This window comes from Corynebacterium sp. HMSC05C01 (assembly GCF_001807155.1).
GTDB lineage: Bacteria > Actinomycetota > Actinomycetes > Mycobacteriales > Mycobacteriaceae > Corynebacterium > Corynebacterium coyleae.
Genome location: NZ_KV787967.1, coordinates 52,828 through 66,243, shown reverse-complemented (window position 1 = coordinate 66,243; position 13,416 = coordinate 52,828). Strand labels below are relative to the sequence as shown.

The 13,416-nt window shown below is 63.0% G+C and carries 12 protein-coding genes; 2 read left to right on the top strand and 10 right to left on the bottom strand.

The window, feature by feature from the left end; translation table 11 throughout:
* Positions 1 to 52 precede the first annotated feature (52 nt).
* The 9 genes from HMPREF3145_RS08265 to eccCb form a co-directional block, all read right to left on the bottom strand.
* Positions 53 to 1,069: a hypothetical protein gene (locus HMPREF3145_RS08265; protein WP_070422760.1), complete on the bottom strand. Its 1,017-nt coding sequence runs from the start codon at positions 1,067 to 1,069 to the stop codon at positions 53 to 55.
* Positions 1,066 to 1,383, bottom strand: a complete 318-nt coding sequence (locus tag HMPREF3145_RS08260) for a hypothetical protein (RefSeq protein WP_070422759.1) — start codon at positions 1,381 to 1,383, stop codon at positions 1,066 to 1,068. Before HMPREF3145_RS08260 ends, HMPREF3145_RS08265 begins: the two co-directional genes overlap by 4 nt.
* A 103-nt stretch (positions 1,384 to 1,486) precedes the next feature.
* A complete protein-coding gene (glmM, locus tag HMPREF3145_RS08255; protein ID WP_070422758.1) occupies positions 1,487 to 2,830 on the bottom strand; it encodes a phosphoglucosamine mutase in 1,344 nt (447 codons plus the stop codon).
* Positions 2,831 to 2,966: 136 nt separating this feature from the next.
* Entirely contained in the window at positions 2,967 to 3,506 is a 540-nt protein-coding gene (gene rpsI / locus HMPREF3145_RS08250) for a 30S ribosomal protein S9 (protein ID WP_070422757.1), read from the bottom strand.
* On the bottom strand, positions 3,506 to 3,949 hold the full coding sequence (gene rplM / locus HMPREF3145_RS08245; RefSeq protein WP_070422756.1) for a 50S ribosomal protein L13: 444 nt from the start codon (positions 3,947 to 3,949) through the stop codon (positions 3,506 to 3,508). The genes rpsI and rplM overlap by 1 nt, the downstream gene beginning before the upstream one ends.
* A gap of 291 nt (positions 3,950 to 4,240) precedes the next feature.
* Entirely contained in the window at positions 4,241 to 4,525 is a 285-nt protein-coding gene (locus HMPREF3145_RS08240; protein WP_070422755.1) for a WXG100 family type VII secretion target, read from the bottom strand.
* Between the two features lie 18 nt (positions 4,526 to 4,543).
* Complete coding sequence (locus HMPREF3145_RS08235; protein ID WP_070422754.1) at positions 4,544 to 4,855, bottom strand: WXG100 family type VII secretion target; 312 nt, start codon at positions 4,853 to 4,855, stop codon at positions 4,544 to 4,546.
* A 103-nt stretch (positions 4,856 to 4,958) separates the two neighbouring features.
* The gene (locus HMPREF3145_RS08230) at positions 4,959 to 5,942 is read right to left on the bottom strand and encodes a type VII secretion-associated protein (protein ID WP_070422753.1); all 984 of its coding nucleotides are present in this window, start codon (positions 5,940 to 5,942) and stop codon (positions 4,959 to 4,961) included.
* Positions 5,943 to 9,437, bottom strand: a complete 3,495-nt coding sequence (gene eccCb, locus HMPREF3145_RS08225) for a type VII secretion protein EccCb (protein ID WP_070422752.1) — start codon at positions 9,435 to 9,437, stop codon at positions 5,943 to 5,945.
* A gap of 194 nt (positions 9,438 to 9,631) precedes the next feature.
* Between eccCb and eccD the strand changes: the two genes are divergently transcribed.
* A complete protein-coding gene (gene eccD, locus HMPREF3145_RS08220) occupies positions 9,632 to 10,951 on the top strand; it encodes a type VII secretion integral membrane protein EccD (protein ID WP_070422751.1) in 1,320 nt (439 codons plus the stop codon).
* 2 nt (positions 10,952 to 10,953) lie between these two features.
* Positions 10,954 to 12,150: a S8 family serine peptidase gene (locus HMPREF3145_RS08215; protein ID WP_141740850.1), complete on the top strand. Its 1,197-nt coding sequence runs from the start codon at positions 10,954 to 10,956 to the stop codon at positions 12,148 to 12,150.
* Here the strand turns inward: HMPREF3145_RS08215 and eccB are convergent.
* On the bottom strand, positions 12,089 to 13,366 hold the full coding sequence (eccB, locus tag HMPREF3145_RS08210) for a type VII secretion protein EccB (RefSeq protein ID WP_246817564.1): 1,278 nt from the start codon (positions 13,364 to 13,366) through the stop codon (positions 12,089 to 12,091). The two genes, HMPREF3145_RS08215 and eccB, sit on opposite strands and share 62 nt — an antisense overlap.
* Between the last annotated feature and the right edge of the window lie 50 nt (positions 13,367 to 13,416).

The window sequence follows — 13,416 nt, the reverse complement described above, 5'->3', positions numbered from 1 at the left end:
GTTTTTGCGTCCTACGTTGGAACTGGAGCACAAACAACTCGTAATCCATTGGTTACCACTCCCCCGTTTTCTTCATTGCCCACGGATCCTGCCCGCCCTGAGCGCCTGATTGTGCCCCGTCTGCGCCACCTACGGAAGCAGCCGTTGTATCGACGTGCTGTGCCTTCTTCGGCGGTGGTGGCGGCTCTTGCACCTGCGACAGTTCTGGCGGTGGGGCGATAACCCCATCCTTAGTCGGTGTCGGTGCAGGTGCAGGCGGTGGCGGTGGCGTTGGCGCCGGTGCCGGTGCCGGAGCAGGTTTCGCCGGTGGTTCAGGCTCCGGCTTCGGTGCTTCCTCCGGCGGGCATTCCACCTCGCCCTGTGCCAGGTCGAGCTCAACGCCCAGCTTCAGCCCCACATCGACCGAGATATTCACGCCGGCGGCCACAGTGCCGACCGAGGAGCTTGCAACCGTGTCGCATGGTTTCTCCACCGCAGGCTCTGGCTGGGTTTGCGCCGCCTCACCGGTGCACTCGGCAATGCTGTCGAGGCACTCCCGGATCACCCCATTTCGGTCCGTGGTCGTTGCTGTTGCACACCGCAGCGCTTCGATGATCACCTCTACGGCGATCTCCACAATCTGAGTGATCCCGCAACGCTGCGCGATTTCGAACACACGGCGCGCAGGTTCCAAGATCGCACGAATCGCCATATCAGCTGAGCGCACGATCGCTTCTATCGCCGAAGAGCACTCTCCGATACGCTGGCCTACCTGCTTGACGTGTTCAAAGTGGTCGGTCTCGCGGGCTTCATTTCGGCACTCCCGATCCCGGATGCCCACCTCCTCAAACCATCCGCTGTTATCCGCCGTGCACGTGCGCGCTGGTGTATCCGGACGCTCACAACTCAACGCCAATTGCAGGCCGATCTGTGCGAACACCGAAAGGTCGAGCCCGTTGATGCATGAGGACTCGGACATCAACTCACCGGCAAGGCCTCGCACGGCATTGCGCTGGTGTTCTGGCACCTCAGGTGCAACCTCGACTGCTTCGACGAGGGTGCGGACATCATCTTGCACTGTCGGCATCATGGCTGCTCCACCCCCTCAAGCGCCTCGGCGGCGAGTGCATCGGCGGCCACGATGTCGTCGGTAAGCGCGAGCACCTGCTCCCAGTTCTCGCTACGGACCTCTAAAAACCGCTTCGACGTACTGTGAAGCGCCTCAAGTGCCTCAGCAACACGCCGGCCTTGCTCCGCGAAGCCATCGCCGAAAGCTGACGGGTCCACCGTGATGCGCCTCGTGTCGAGGTCGTGCGCCGCAGCACGGTACGCGTTAATCGCGGCACCGTACTGCGTTCGAACATTGTCAACGTCAACGTCGACAGCACTGACATGTCGTGTCATTTCCCACCCCTGAAAAGATTCCAGTCCAACTATTTCTACTTAGTTAGACTCCCCCAACGCCCCGGCGGTTCCCTGCCGGGGCAAAAAGCTTCTTACTCAGAAGTTACACGGCTGCGACGGCCGCCGCGAGCTGTCCGGCAACCTTTCGTGCCTGTTCTTCCTCAGCTGCTTCCACCATCACGCGGAACAGCTCCTCGGTACCCGACGGACGCAGCAAGACACGGCCGGTATCGCCCAGCTCCGCTTCGGCTTCGCGGATCGCGGCGGTAACGGATTCGTCGTCAAGAATGCGCGACTTGTCTGAGACCGGAACGTTGATCAGCGTCTGTGGCAGCACGGTCATCACACTCGCCAACTCAGCGAGCGACTTCCCGGTTTCAGCCATGCGTGCCATGAGCATCAAACCGGACAGCACGCCATCGCCGGTGGTCGCATGCTCCGGAACCACAATGTGGCCGGACTGCTCGCCACCCAAGGAGAAGTCGCCACGGTTGAGCTCTTCGAGGACATAACGGTCGCCCACTTTGGTCTCCCGCATCTCGATGCCCTCGCGCTTCATTGCCTGCTTCAGCCCCAGGTTGCTCATCACCGTGGCCACCAGCGTGTTGGAGCGCAGCGAGTTGCTATCGCGCATCGCGGTTGCCAGTACAGCCATGATCTGGTCGCCGTCGACAACATTGCCCTCGGCGTCCACAGCCAAGCAACGATCCGCGTCACCATCGTGCGCCAAACCAAGGTCCGCGCCGTGCTCAACCACTGCGCGCTGAATCTGCTCCATGTGCGTGGAGCCTGCGCCGTCGTTGATGTTGTAGGCGTCGGGCTTGTTAAAGATCGCGGTCACGTCAGCTCCCGCTGCCGCATACGCCTTCGGGGCTACCTCGAACGCTGCACCGTTCGCGCAGTCCACCACAACCTTGATACCTGACAGGTCGGTGCTTACCGCATCAGCCAGATGCACCAGGTAGCGGCTCTGCGCATCTGGGGCCTCCTCGATCACACGGCCGATGCTGGTGCCGGTCGGACCGGTTTCCTCCAGCTCGTCCATGGCGCGCTCAATCTCGTCTTCAATATCGTCGGGCAGCTTGTGACCACCAGCGGAGAAGAACTTGATCCCGTTATCCGGCATCGGGTTGTGGGAGGCGGAAATCATTACACCGATGTCGGCTCCGTAGTCGTCCGTAAGAAACGCCAAGCCAGGCGTCGGAATCACACCGACACGCAGCACGTCTACGCCCTTCGACGCCATGCCGGCTGCCATCGCTGCCGCCAGCATCTCACCGGAGACGCGCGGGTCGCGCCCAATGAGCGCTACTGGGCGACGCTTCCCGGAGCGACGGTCCTTCGTCAGCACCGTTGCCGCAGCCGCGCCGAGCTTCAACGCCAACGGCGCTGTCAACGCCTCGTTGGCCAAGCCGCGAACACCATCAGTTCCAAACAATCGAGTCATGCCCACAATTATGCATGCTTGCTGCAATTGCTTATCGACGAACCCTCGCAACCGGTCCGCTCACCAACAACGACAGAAGAAACGGCGAACGCCGCCACCCAGAACATGGGCGACGGCGTGTGGAGTAAGCCAGCGATTAACGCTTGGAGTACTGCGGTGCGCGACGGGCCTTGTGCAGACCAGCCTTCTTGCGCTCCACGGCACGAGCGTCACGGGTGAGCAGGCCGGCCTTCTTCAGGGTCGGGCGCTCAGCCGGGTTGTAGATGTTCAGTGCGCGGGCAATAGCCAGACGCAGAGCACCGGACTGGCCGGTCGGGCCACCACCGGAGATGTTGGCCTTGATGTCGAACTGGCCTTCGCGCTCGAGCAGCGTCAGCGGGGTCAGGATGTCCTGCTGGTGCAGCTTGTTCGGGAAGTACTCCTCGAACTCACGGCCGTTGACCGTGATCTTGCCTTCGCCCTCGACGACGGTCACGCGAGCGATTGCGCGCTTACGACGACCAACAGTCTGGATCGGGCCCTCGTGCAGCGGTGCGACCTCAACGGTCTCCTCAGCAGCGTCAGCCTCCGGCGCAATTGCGTCACCGATGGTGTAGTTGAACTCCTCGGTTGCTGCGGTTGCGGCATCGATGTCGGTGTCGGCAGCGAGGTTGTCGTAGTTGTTCGGCTCGGTCATTACTGTGCCACCTGCTTAAACTCGTAGGTTTCCGGCTTCTGAGCAGCGTACGGGTGCTCGGAGCCGACGAAGACGTGCAGCTTCTTGATGGACTGGCGGGAGAGCTTGTTGTGCGGCATCATGCCCTTCACAGCTTCCTCGATCACGCGGTCCGGACGCTCGTCCAGTGCGCGGCCCAGGGTCATGGACTTCAGACCACCCGGGTAGCCGGAGTGGCGGTAACGCATCTCGCGATCGCGCTTGTTGGAGGAGATGTGGATCTTGTCGGCGTTGATCACGATGACGTGATCGCCGGTGTCAACGTTCGGTGCGAACTGCGGCTTGTGCTTACCGCGCAGCAGGTCTGCTGCGGTGGAAGCAAGCTTGCCCAGCACCACGTCGGTTGCGTCGATGACGTACCAGTTACGGGTCACGTCACCGCTCTTCGGGTGGTAAGTAGACATGCATGACTCCTTAAAGTCTGTCTAGATTGCTGCCGGCCATACTTCGCATGTTCCTCGACGGTTCCGGCGGCCGGTGGAGACCCGAAACGCGCGTCAGGCGGGACACACAGGGGTTAAACACTACGGCAATCTGGCCGCAAAACAAAAACGCCGCCGCAGGTGTTCCCCATAGTCACCTGCGGCGGCGTTTCCCCCGAGTCCCCCTTTTTCTTTTGTGGATGCGCCGGGGACGGGTCTGCCGCGCCCTATCCCCCGATGGTCGGCGTTGTCGCCCCGACGCAAGTCTGTTGGTTAGCCCCAGCTGTTCGCTGCAGCGTTGTTGACGGCCAACATGGTGGAGTTGCCATCTTCAACGGTCTGCGCGATCTGGGTGAGGATCTGGTTGAGATCCTCTGCCGCTTGATCCCACTTGGCTTGGTGTGCCTGGTAGGCGGTGGCGGCGGTACCTTCCCAGGTCTGGACCATGGGCTGGAGCATCTGCTTCAGTTCGGCCAGGTCGCCGTTGATGCGGGATGCGGATGCGCGCATGTCTTCGGATGCGCCGGCGATCTGAGCGAAGTCGTATTTGATCTGCATGGTGGTTCCCCCTTGTGGTTAGAGTGCGAGTCCGCCAGCGAGCTGACGGAGGCTGTCGGTGTTGGTTGCGTCGGTGGACTCGTAGTGCTTCGCGTTGTCGCGAATGTTCGCGGAGATCGCGGTCAACGCCTCCGACAAACGCTTTTGAGCGTCGTCGTAGCGCATCATCAGGTCGTCGAAACTGCGCTGCGCGTTGCCCACCCAGTAGTTGCGAGTGGATTCGACTACCTGTTGGATGCGATCGATTTCACGGTTGACGTTTGCGTTGGTGTCGTCGGTACGGTCTGCGGCGGCGCGCATGACCTCCGCTTCAGTGGCGAACAGCTCCATGGTTTCCCCCTTGTGTGTTTAGGTTGGATGAACGGTGTGTGTTTGCCGTTCATATATCTGACTGACATTTGGTGCTTTCGGTTCCATCGAATTCAAAAGTTTTTCATGTCCGCATGTCAGCCCCCTTAAATTCAGCGGTTTCCATGGCCATTCGACACGTTGCGCGTTGCACTGTGGTGGGTTCATGGCGCGTGTGGCAGCCCACGAAAAGCTGGGTGGTGCCGTGCGGCCAGGTCTTCCAGAGTGCCTGCGATCCATCCGCGGCGCGCTCCAGGTAGGTCACCGAGGTGCCGTCCGTGTCCACAAGTTCTGTTTGCGGGTCCGCCTCAACATCGGCGAGGAGTTGCTCGGCCATAGTCTTGGCCGGTAGTTGGTACAGCCTCTCGACGGCGATGTGGAGGCGGAAATTCGGATCATCGCCGGTTGCGCGCCACGTGCCATCGTCGGCCTCAAGCGCGAACCCGGCAGGCAGTTCCACTTGAAGGCCGTCTTGTTCAAGCAGGACGGTCTGCGGTGCTTCTTCGCGTATCGACGACTCCACCGCCACAGACGGCGTTGCCCCCGCCGCAGCTTCAGTAGCCGTCGGTGTCGCAATTGAACTGTCCGTGTTCGCTGCACTGCTGACGCTGCCGGCACTGCCAACGCTGCCTTTCCAGACAACGTTGAAGATGACCACCGCACACACGACTACGACCACCGCGACGACTGCGGCGATGATCCAGACGCCGATGTTTGACGAGCGGTTGTCCGCAATTGCCGCGAACGTGTCTGTCGGCGGGTCCCGTGGCGGATCCCACGGCGCAGGTGGCGCGGGGGGGGCGTTGAGCGAACGGGGCACGTCTGCCGGATCGGGACCAAGGAGTTCGGTGGTTAAGTCAATGTCGTAGTCCGCCAGGGCGTACTCGAGCTCGCGTAGGCGCGTGTCGTCTGCGGTGATGTGCACGTGTGCCCCGTCTGGGTTCGGCCCCAGCACAGTGCGGATCGTGTTCGCGATTTCACGGCTGCTTGGCGCGTCGAAGCGGTGGACGTCGGCTGCACCGGTGAACACGGTCGACGCATCGGTCGCGGTAATGCGCAGGTCTGTCATTTAGTCCCCCATATTCAGCATCGGCAGTTGGATCATGCCCTTCGGCTCGCCCTGTACGAGCGTTGCGCGCCCTGGTGGCTGCGGTGCCGGTCGGACGCCGAAGAGTGCGCCTTCGTCCTTGGTGCCGTCCAGAATCAGCACGTCTGGGTGAAGGTCTTTCACAGCGGCGAGGAACGGGCCAAACATGGCACGCCCAACACCGCCGAACTTGCGTGCCACCACGATGTGCAAGCCGATGTCACGCGCGTGGGGCAACAAGTCGATGATTGGGCGCAGTGGTTCGTCGCCGACCAGGTCGAGATCGTCGATAAGCAAGTAGAGCTCTGGGCCTGCCCACCAGGACCTGTCTGCCAGTTGGGCGGGCGTGACGTCGCTGCCCGGCAGTCGCGAGGTCAGCGTGGTGGCCAGCGAGCGCACCGCATCGGTGAGCGCACTCGAGGAAGCTGCGTACGCCGCGACCATGTCGCTGTCCGCATGAGCCAGGTGTGCCCGGCGCGGGTCGCAGATCACCATGCGGGCTTGTTCGCGTGGCATCGCTGAAATAGCCGCAATCGTGCTGGCGATGAAGGCGGATTTGCCCGCGCCGCCTGCACCGATGGCCAGGATGTGGCCGGTGGAGTACAGCGGTGCAAGGTCCGCTCCGCCAATGCCGAGTGGGATGCGGGTGCCGTCGATAAGCGGTTGCGCGTCGACTCTTGCTGGCAGCACGCGCAGGCGTGGCACCGGCGTCTGGCTCGCCGCCTGGGCTGCGATGTGTGCGATGTCTTCGGCGCTGGTCAGCGCGACATGCATGACTTTGCCGTCCGGGGTGAGCGCACGTCCCGGCACGGCGGCGAGACGTTCTTGGGCCTTGCGGTCGATCAGCGAATCCATCGGCTCGGTCAGGCGCATCTCGATGCGGGTGCCGATGAGGTCGCGCACATTCGCACGCACTGCGTTCCACCGCTGTGTGGTAACCAGCAGGTGCACGCGTGCAGCAGGGCCTTCGGAGGCGATCCGTGCCAAAGGATCGCGCAGGTCCTCAAGTTTGGAATCGTTGGCCAGCAACGCATGCCAACCATCGACAACGAGCAGTGTCGCGCGCGAGGCAGGCACATCCAGGAGTCCGGTGACCTCGTCGATAACACGACGCGTGCGTTCTTCATCCTTCACGTTCGCCACACCCGCCACGTGAGGCAGGGATTCGATGTCGCTGTAGTCGCCGCCGCCAGCGTTGATGATGTAAATCGCCACCTCATCGGTTGTGCGACACAGCGCTTGCTTGGCGACGATCGACCGCACCGCCATCGACTTCCCCGTCTGCGGCGCACCAGCAATGGCGGCATGCCCACCGGCACGGGAAAAGTCCACGGCGAAGGGGACTTGGAGTTGGCGATAGGGCTCGTCGACGAGGGCGATGGTGTCGTCGACAAGCGAAGAAAGCGCGAGAGTATCCGGCAACGGTGGCAGCCAGACCTGGTGGGCGCGCATGCTCCGGGTGGCGGCGACGTCGCGGGCTTTCTCCACAACGGCGTCGAACAGCGTTGTCGAATAGTCGGTATCGGTAACAGTTTGCGGGGCGATTTCTATCTCGTCGCCGGTAAACAACCGCACTGTCGGCGCGTCCGCTGGGTGCGACAACACCTGGCGGGTCAGCGGACCGGACACGTAAGAACCCCTGAAGCGGGTGAGTTCCATACCTGACTTGAGGTAACCCGAGCCCGGCTCACTGGGCAGTTCATAGGCATCCGGCACGCCGAGGACTTGGCGCGACTCCCCTGCGGAAAACGTCTTCAACCCGATGCGATACGACAAGTGGGAATCGAGCCCGCGCAGCTTTCCTTCCTCGAGCCGCTGCGAGGCGAGCAACAAGTGCACACCAAGTGAGCGGCCCAGGCGCCCCACCGCGACGAAAAGGTCCGCGAAGTGCGGGTGTTGCGAGAGCAGTTCTGAAAACTCATCGACGATGATCACCAGCGACGGCAGTGTGTGCCCGGCGCGGGTGTAGTCGGTGATGTTGGCAAAGTTGCCTGCGGCACGCAGCAGTTCCTGGCGGCGGTTCAACTCGCCGGAGATGGCATCAAACATGCGCTCGACCAGCACGGCCTCATCTTCAAGGTTGGTAATCACAGCACTGGTGTGGGGCAGGTCTTCGCAGCCGAGGAAGGTTGCGCCGCCCTTGAAGTCCACAAGCACCAAGTTGAGCTCGTCCGGCGAGTGCGTTGCGGCAAGCGCAACAACGATTTCCTTAAGCAGTTCGGACTTACCACTACCGGTAGCTCCGATGCAGAGCCCGTGTGGGCCCATGCCACCGAGCGCTGATTCTTTGAAGTCCAGGTACACCGGCTGCCCATCGGGGGTCGCGCCGATGGGCACGACAAGCTTGTTGCGCATCCCCGGCCACATGGTGGTGGCATCGAGTGCGTCCAGGTCCGTAATCCCCAGCATGGCAAGCAGATCGCCAGTGTCCTCACTTGCGCCTTCTGGGCGTCGGTAGAACCCGAGGTGGCGAGCGATGAACTCGGCCTGCGCGTCAGTGAACGAGTCCGGAAGGCCGAGTTGCTCCATGCCCTGTTCGGTGACCGCAGCGAGCGTATCGGTGCACACGAGGTGGAAGGCATCCGGGTCCACAAAGTAGTGCTCGTCCGGGTGGACGACAATCACACAGTCGGCGTCGGGGGCGTGGAGGTGCTCCACGGTGGCGTCGATTAGCACCACGCGAAAACGTGCATGTTCCGCGCGAGCGTGCGGCAGCCACTTCGCCCACGCGAATGGCGCGTCGATGCTGACCAACTCGGGCCCATGAAAGAACGCGAGTTGGCACACGATGGAACGCGCCACCTCATGCGCACCGGGACCAGCCAGGGTGACCGCGGGAAATGCATCGAGCTGCACAACAATCGGCATGCCAGGCACGGTGCTTACGGCAGCGACAGTGCGACGAAGACTCACCGCGCACACCGGGTCAAGGTCCTCTGGGCTTCCCGGATCCTCTACATCGACAGGCGTGCACAGCGCACCGCTGCCGGTCCCCAACCGGACGGTCAACGCCAGCGGTGACGCCGCAGTGCGCTCCCAAACCCGCTCCACCGGTGTCGCAGCAACAAGATCTGCCGGAGCCGGGTGCAACCCTGTCGCGTGCGCGCGCTGTTGCGCTGCGTTCGCGCGCGCCTTCCGGGTCAACGCATCCAGGTGGCGCAGGTACACCCGGCGCGTTTCGTTGATATCTCCCTGCCGATCTTGCGGATTGATCATGCCCAACAGTCCGAAAAGCATCATCAGCGGGAAGATCAACATCATTGGGCTCACAGTGCGTCCAGATGTCATCATCAGCGCCATCACCGCACCAACGGCAACCACCATCACAATTGGCAGCAAGATTTTGATCACCGGCTGCGTCTGCGGCTTTTGCGCTGTTGGGACTGGCTCTGCACGCAGTTGTCCTGTTGGCAGTGCCGGCACGTCAGGTGTGCCCGCAGTTGGTGCGAGCACAGCATCGTGGTCTAACCCGAGCATTCGTGGATCCCCCCTTTTCACCCCATGTGGCCACAGTTCCCCCGAACTGTGTTGGGCATAGTGTTGAGCGCAGTGTAGACCATTTGCCCGCCAAAGGGGTACGAAAAGCTGGACTGCAGCGTAACGGTGCGCCATACTGGCCCAAGTTGCGTGGCAAATGGGGGCCACGCGTTGAGACTTCCGGGGGAAGAGTTTTGGTTGCTACTTCGGCGCACCACATTGTGCGCGTAACCGTACGTGTTTCTGTTGCGGCGTTTCACCGCGATATCGATGTCACACTGCCGACATCCTCAACGTTTGCAGAGGTGCTGCCCGAATTGGCGCGTCTTGTGGAACTGCCGCAGATCCACCGCCCGTGGGAAATCTCCACAGCAGGCGGGCGCCCACTCGATATGCATACGCCGTTGTACGCGCTCAAGCTTCACGACGGCGCCGTGATCGCCCTGCGCCCCAAAGAACCCATCGCACCTCCCGTGGTACGCGACGCCGCCGACGCCCTCGCGCACGCAGGCCGCAATGCCCGCAGCGTGCACGGCCTCGACACCGCCGCAACCCTCGTAGGGTTAGCGTGCATTGCGTTGCTGCTCAGCATGTTTGCCCCATCTCCCGCGACCTTCGCCGTCACCGGGTTATGCGCGCTCACCCTCGCTGCTGTTGCGAAATCGCCCGCCGTGTTTGCTGCCGCGCCGTTGTGCCTCGGCTGGGCCGCCGCCACATGGGTCATCGGTGGCACAGAACCGAACCTACACAGCACAGACGTTGCTCTTGGCGCCCTCGCAGGCGTCGTCACAGCCTTCATCACCGTCGGCATTGGAGTGGCTCTGCGCCTTGCGGGCCCTGCATTGGTGGCGTTTGCTGTCACGGTTGGGGTGCTCAGCGGCATTGGCACGTTAGGCACCTGGCTGCCCGCCGCAAACTCGCCTGCTGCGTTATCCGTCCTCACCGGCCTGTTTACGGTTGCCGCCACACCCGGCATCGCCACCCGTGCTGCAGGCCTTGCCGTGGCGCACGTGCCCACCGCCGGCGAAGAATTCGATCGCGCCGACGAATACCAACCAGACGTCGACGCACGCAGCCGAGTCGCCACCACCATCGCCAGCGCAGTCACCGCCGGAATTGCCACAGTGAGCATCCCTGCGCTCCTCCAGATCAGCAGCAGCGGCGGTGCATGGAACTTCGTGTTCTGCACCTGCATCGCTGGCGCACTCGTCGTCTACGCATCGCGCCACCACTGGGCTGCAACCCGCATTGCGCTGATGGCGATAGCACTCGCGGCAGTCATTGCTTCCGCCATCAGCGTTGTGCGTATCGACGACCCGCATCCCGCCCTCATCACCATCGCCGTCCTCACCGCACTGGCTGCTACAACCACCGTGCTGTGGGCCCGGCGCGTACCCGACCTAGAACCGACAACCGTTGTCTGGTTCGAACGTGCCGAAATCGCCGCCCTCATCGCCGTCATCCCACTCGCGGTACACCTCACCGGGGTCTTCGACCTGATTCGAGGGCTGTAACAATGCGCACACGTTCCCTGCCCGCTTCCGCGCTGTTGCCACTGTTGCTCGCCATGCCTGTACTCTGCGCACCTGCAGCACTCGCGCCGGGCTCGCTTACCTACGCCTCCGCCCAAGACATCGCCTGCGCCGTGCCTTCGGCAGCACAACCACCAGGTGAGACACCTGCGGAGCTCCACGAGCTCCGTCGCTTCGCCACCGGAGCCGGCGTGCGCGTCGCCGTCATCGACACTGGCGTCGCTCCACACTCGGAACTTAATCACCTGCGCCCCGGAGCCGACTTTGTCGGCGACAACGCGCTTGCGGACTGCGACAGCCACGGCACCGTCGTCGCCGGCGTCATCGCTGGGCGCACGCTCGGCATCGCACCAGATGCGGAGATCCTGGCGGTGCGTCAAACGTCAGCCCATTACCGCGGTGGCCGCGGCCAATCTGTCGCGGGGGACCTTGAGACGCTCGCTTCTGCAATCAACAACGCGCTCGACGAAGGTGCGCGCGTGCTCAACGTCTCTGTCGTGTCCTGTGTGGACCCGGGGCTTGCCTCACGCATTGATCTCAATGGACTGCGCGGCGCGTTGCACCGTGCCGAGGCCGACGGCGCAGTCGTCGTCGCCGCATCCGGCAACACCAGCGCCGATTGTGAACCAGGCTTTAGCGTGATCCCGGCTCTGTTTCCCACGGTGCTTGCTGTGGGGGCTCGCGAGGACACCCACACGCTCGCGTCATACTCCATGCCAGCGGAAATCTCCGCAGCCGGTCTTGTCCCACACGCGCTCGCATCCAGCGGCAACGGCTGGGCCGACGGCACGCTCACCCGTGACGGGTCACGCCCGTACGTTGGAACCAGCTTCGCCGCACCGGTAGTCAGTGGTGCGGCCGCGTTGCTCATGCAGCGCTACCCCGGCATCACGCCAGACCACGTGCGCACGCTCATCACCGCCGCAGCACAACACGGCGGCGGCGCAATCACCCCGCACAACGTGATCAGCCAACTCACGCCGGACGACATCGCGCCCCGGGACACCGTCACCGTGGCCCCAACAGAGCGCACCGCCTCCTTGGCCGCGAAACGGTTCAGCAGTGTCGGCCTCGGCGCAGTTGTGTTCGCTCTGCTGGGTGTCCTTGTACTGTGTGCTGTTAGTACGTGGCGGTCAAAGCCGCAGCCCGGGTCAGCTCCTCGCCCTCCGGCAAGAGGCTGACAATCTCCCAAGGCACGCGCTCGACATGCACCGCACCCACCGTGGCAAGTGTTTCCGCATCGGGTGCACGGTGGCGCAACCCGTTACTCGCCACGACGTGGAAGCCATGTCCGGAATCCACACCGATCGAGCCATCCGCAAGCCCCACAAAATGTGTCGCCACCGACGCCCCAGACAACGCAATCGCCGAAGCATCACCGGATCGCACTGCGCCGTACCGTGCTGTACCGGCGTGTTCTGCACCGTCGTGTTCTGTACCGGACTGCACCGCGCCACCACGGTCCTGGTCCACGCATACCGTCTGCTGCACCGGGTCAACCCACTGCGGGCGACGCTCTGGAATCGTCAGCCCTAAGTCCCCGTCCTGATACGTGGCTAACTGTTCGCGGCCGATGCTGCGTTGCTTCGCGCCAGCATCCAACAGCACTGCCTGCTGCACTTCACTGAGCGGCTCGATTCTCCCGTTGAACAGCGCCCACGCACCGCTCTCAGCGACCAATACTTCTGGCAACCGGTCGGGCGTAGGTACTGATACCGGTGGCAATTCCTTCAGCGCCGTCATCACCTGCAACGGTGGCTCCCACATCGGAGTGGTGTACCCGACCCCCAACGCACGGCGCACAATACGCCCCTGCGGGGACGCCGCATCAGGCAGCAACTGTCTGCCCTCACCAGTCACCAACCATTGGCGGGTGCCGTCGGTGGCCAGCACGGTGTCGTCGCCAAGCAAAGGCTCCGGACGCTGCCCCGCAACCACCGTCACACGGCCCGGCACCGCACACACCGACCATGCAGCATCAACCGCACCCTCCGGCGCAAACATCGCCGGCGCAGCCACAATGCCCACCGGAACGCCACGTGGCATCGCCGCCAAATGCTCATCACCCACCCGCGACGGATCAGCCGCCGCACCAGCAATCAAGCGTGCAGAAGAAAGATTGGTCACCGGATGAACAGTGTCATCAACACGCACATACAGCGTGCCATCCGACGCCCGCAGAATCGGGGCATCCCCCGGATCTGCATTCGGACGCATCCACGCAAACAACCCCATCACCCCGGCAATCATCACCACCGCAGCAACACCAAACACCGTGGCGCGATGGCGTGCCGACAACGGGTCATGAATCATCCGGATATCCCCGAACAACAACCCATGCTCCATACGACGGCGCATGAACTGGTGGCCCGAAACCTGGGCACGTGTAGTAGGCAAAAGTTTCGCCATAATTCCCCCTCCCCCGAGTAAGTACTCAACAGGCTACA

What these genes read in the sequence shown, in the direction of transcription:
- HMPREF3145_RS08265 (WP_070422760.1), bottom strand. Translation starts at nt 1,069, where the DNA reads ATGATGCCGACAGTGCAAGATGATGTCCGCACCCTCGTCGAAGCAGTC.
- HMPREF3145_RS08260 (WP_070422759.1), bottom strand. Translation starts at nt 1,383, where the DNA reads ATGACACGACATGTCAGTGCTGTCGACGTTGACGTTGACAATGTTCGA.
- glmM (WP_070422758.1), bottom strand. Translation starts at nt 2,830, where the DNA reads ATGACTCGATTGTTTGGAACTGATGGTGTTCGCGGCTTGGCCAACGAG.
- rpsI (WP_070422757.1), bottom strand. Translation starts at nt 3,506, where the DNA reads ATGACCGAGCCGAACAACTACGACAACCTCGCTGCCGACACCGACATC.
- rplM (WP_070422756.1), bottom strand. Translation starts at nt 3,949, where the DNA reads ATGTCTACTTACCACCCGAAGAGCGGTGACGTGACCCGTAACTGGTAC.
- HMPREF3145_RS08240 (WP_070422755.1), bottom strand. Translation starts at nt 4,525, where the DNA reads ATGCAGATCAAATACGACTTCGCTCAGATCGCCGGCGCATCCGAAGAC.
- HMPREF3145_RS08235 (WP_070422754.1), bottom strand. Translation starts at nt 4,855, where the DNA reads ATGGAGCTGTTCGCCACTGAAGCGGAGGTCATGCGCGCCGCCGCAGAC.
- HMPREF3145_RS08230 (WP_070422753.1), bottom strand. Translation starts at nt 5,942, where the DNA reads ATGACAGACCTGCGCATTACCGCGACCGATGCGTCGACCGTGTTCACC.
- eccCb (WP_070422752.1), bottom strand. Translation starts at nt 9,437, where the DNA reads ATGCTCGGGTTAGACCACGATGCTGTGCTCGCACCAACTGCGGGCACA.
- HMPREF3145_RS08215 (WP_141740850.1), top strand. Translation starts at nt 10,954, where the DNA reads ATGCGCACACGTTCCCTGCCCGCTTCCGCGCTGTTGCCACTGTTGCTC.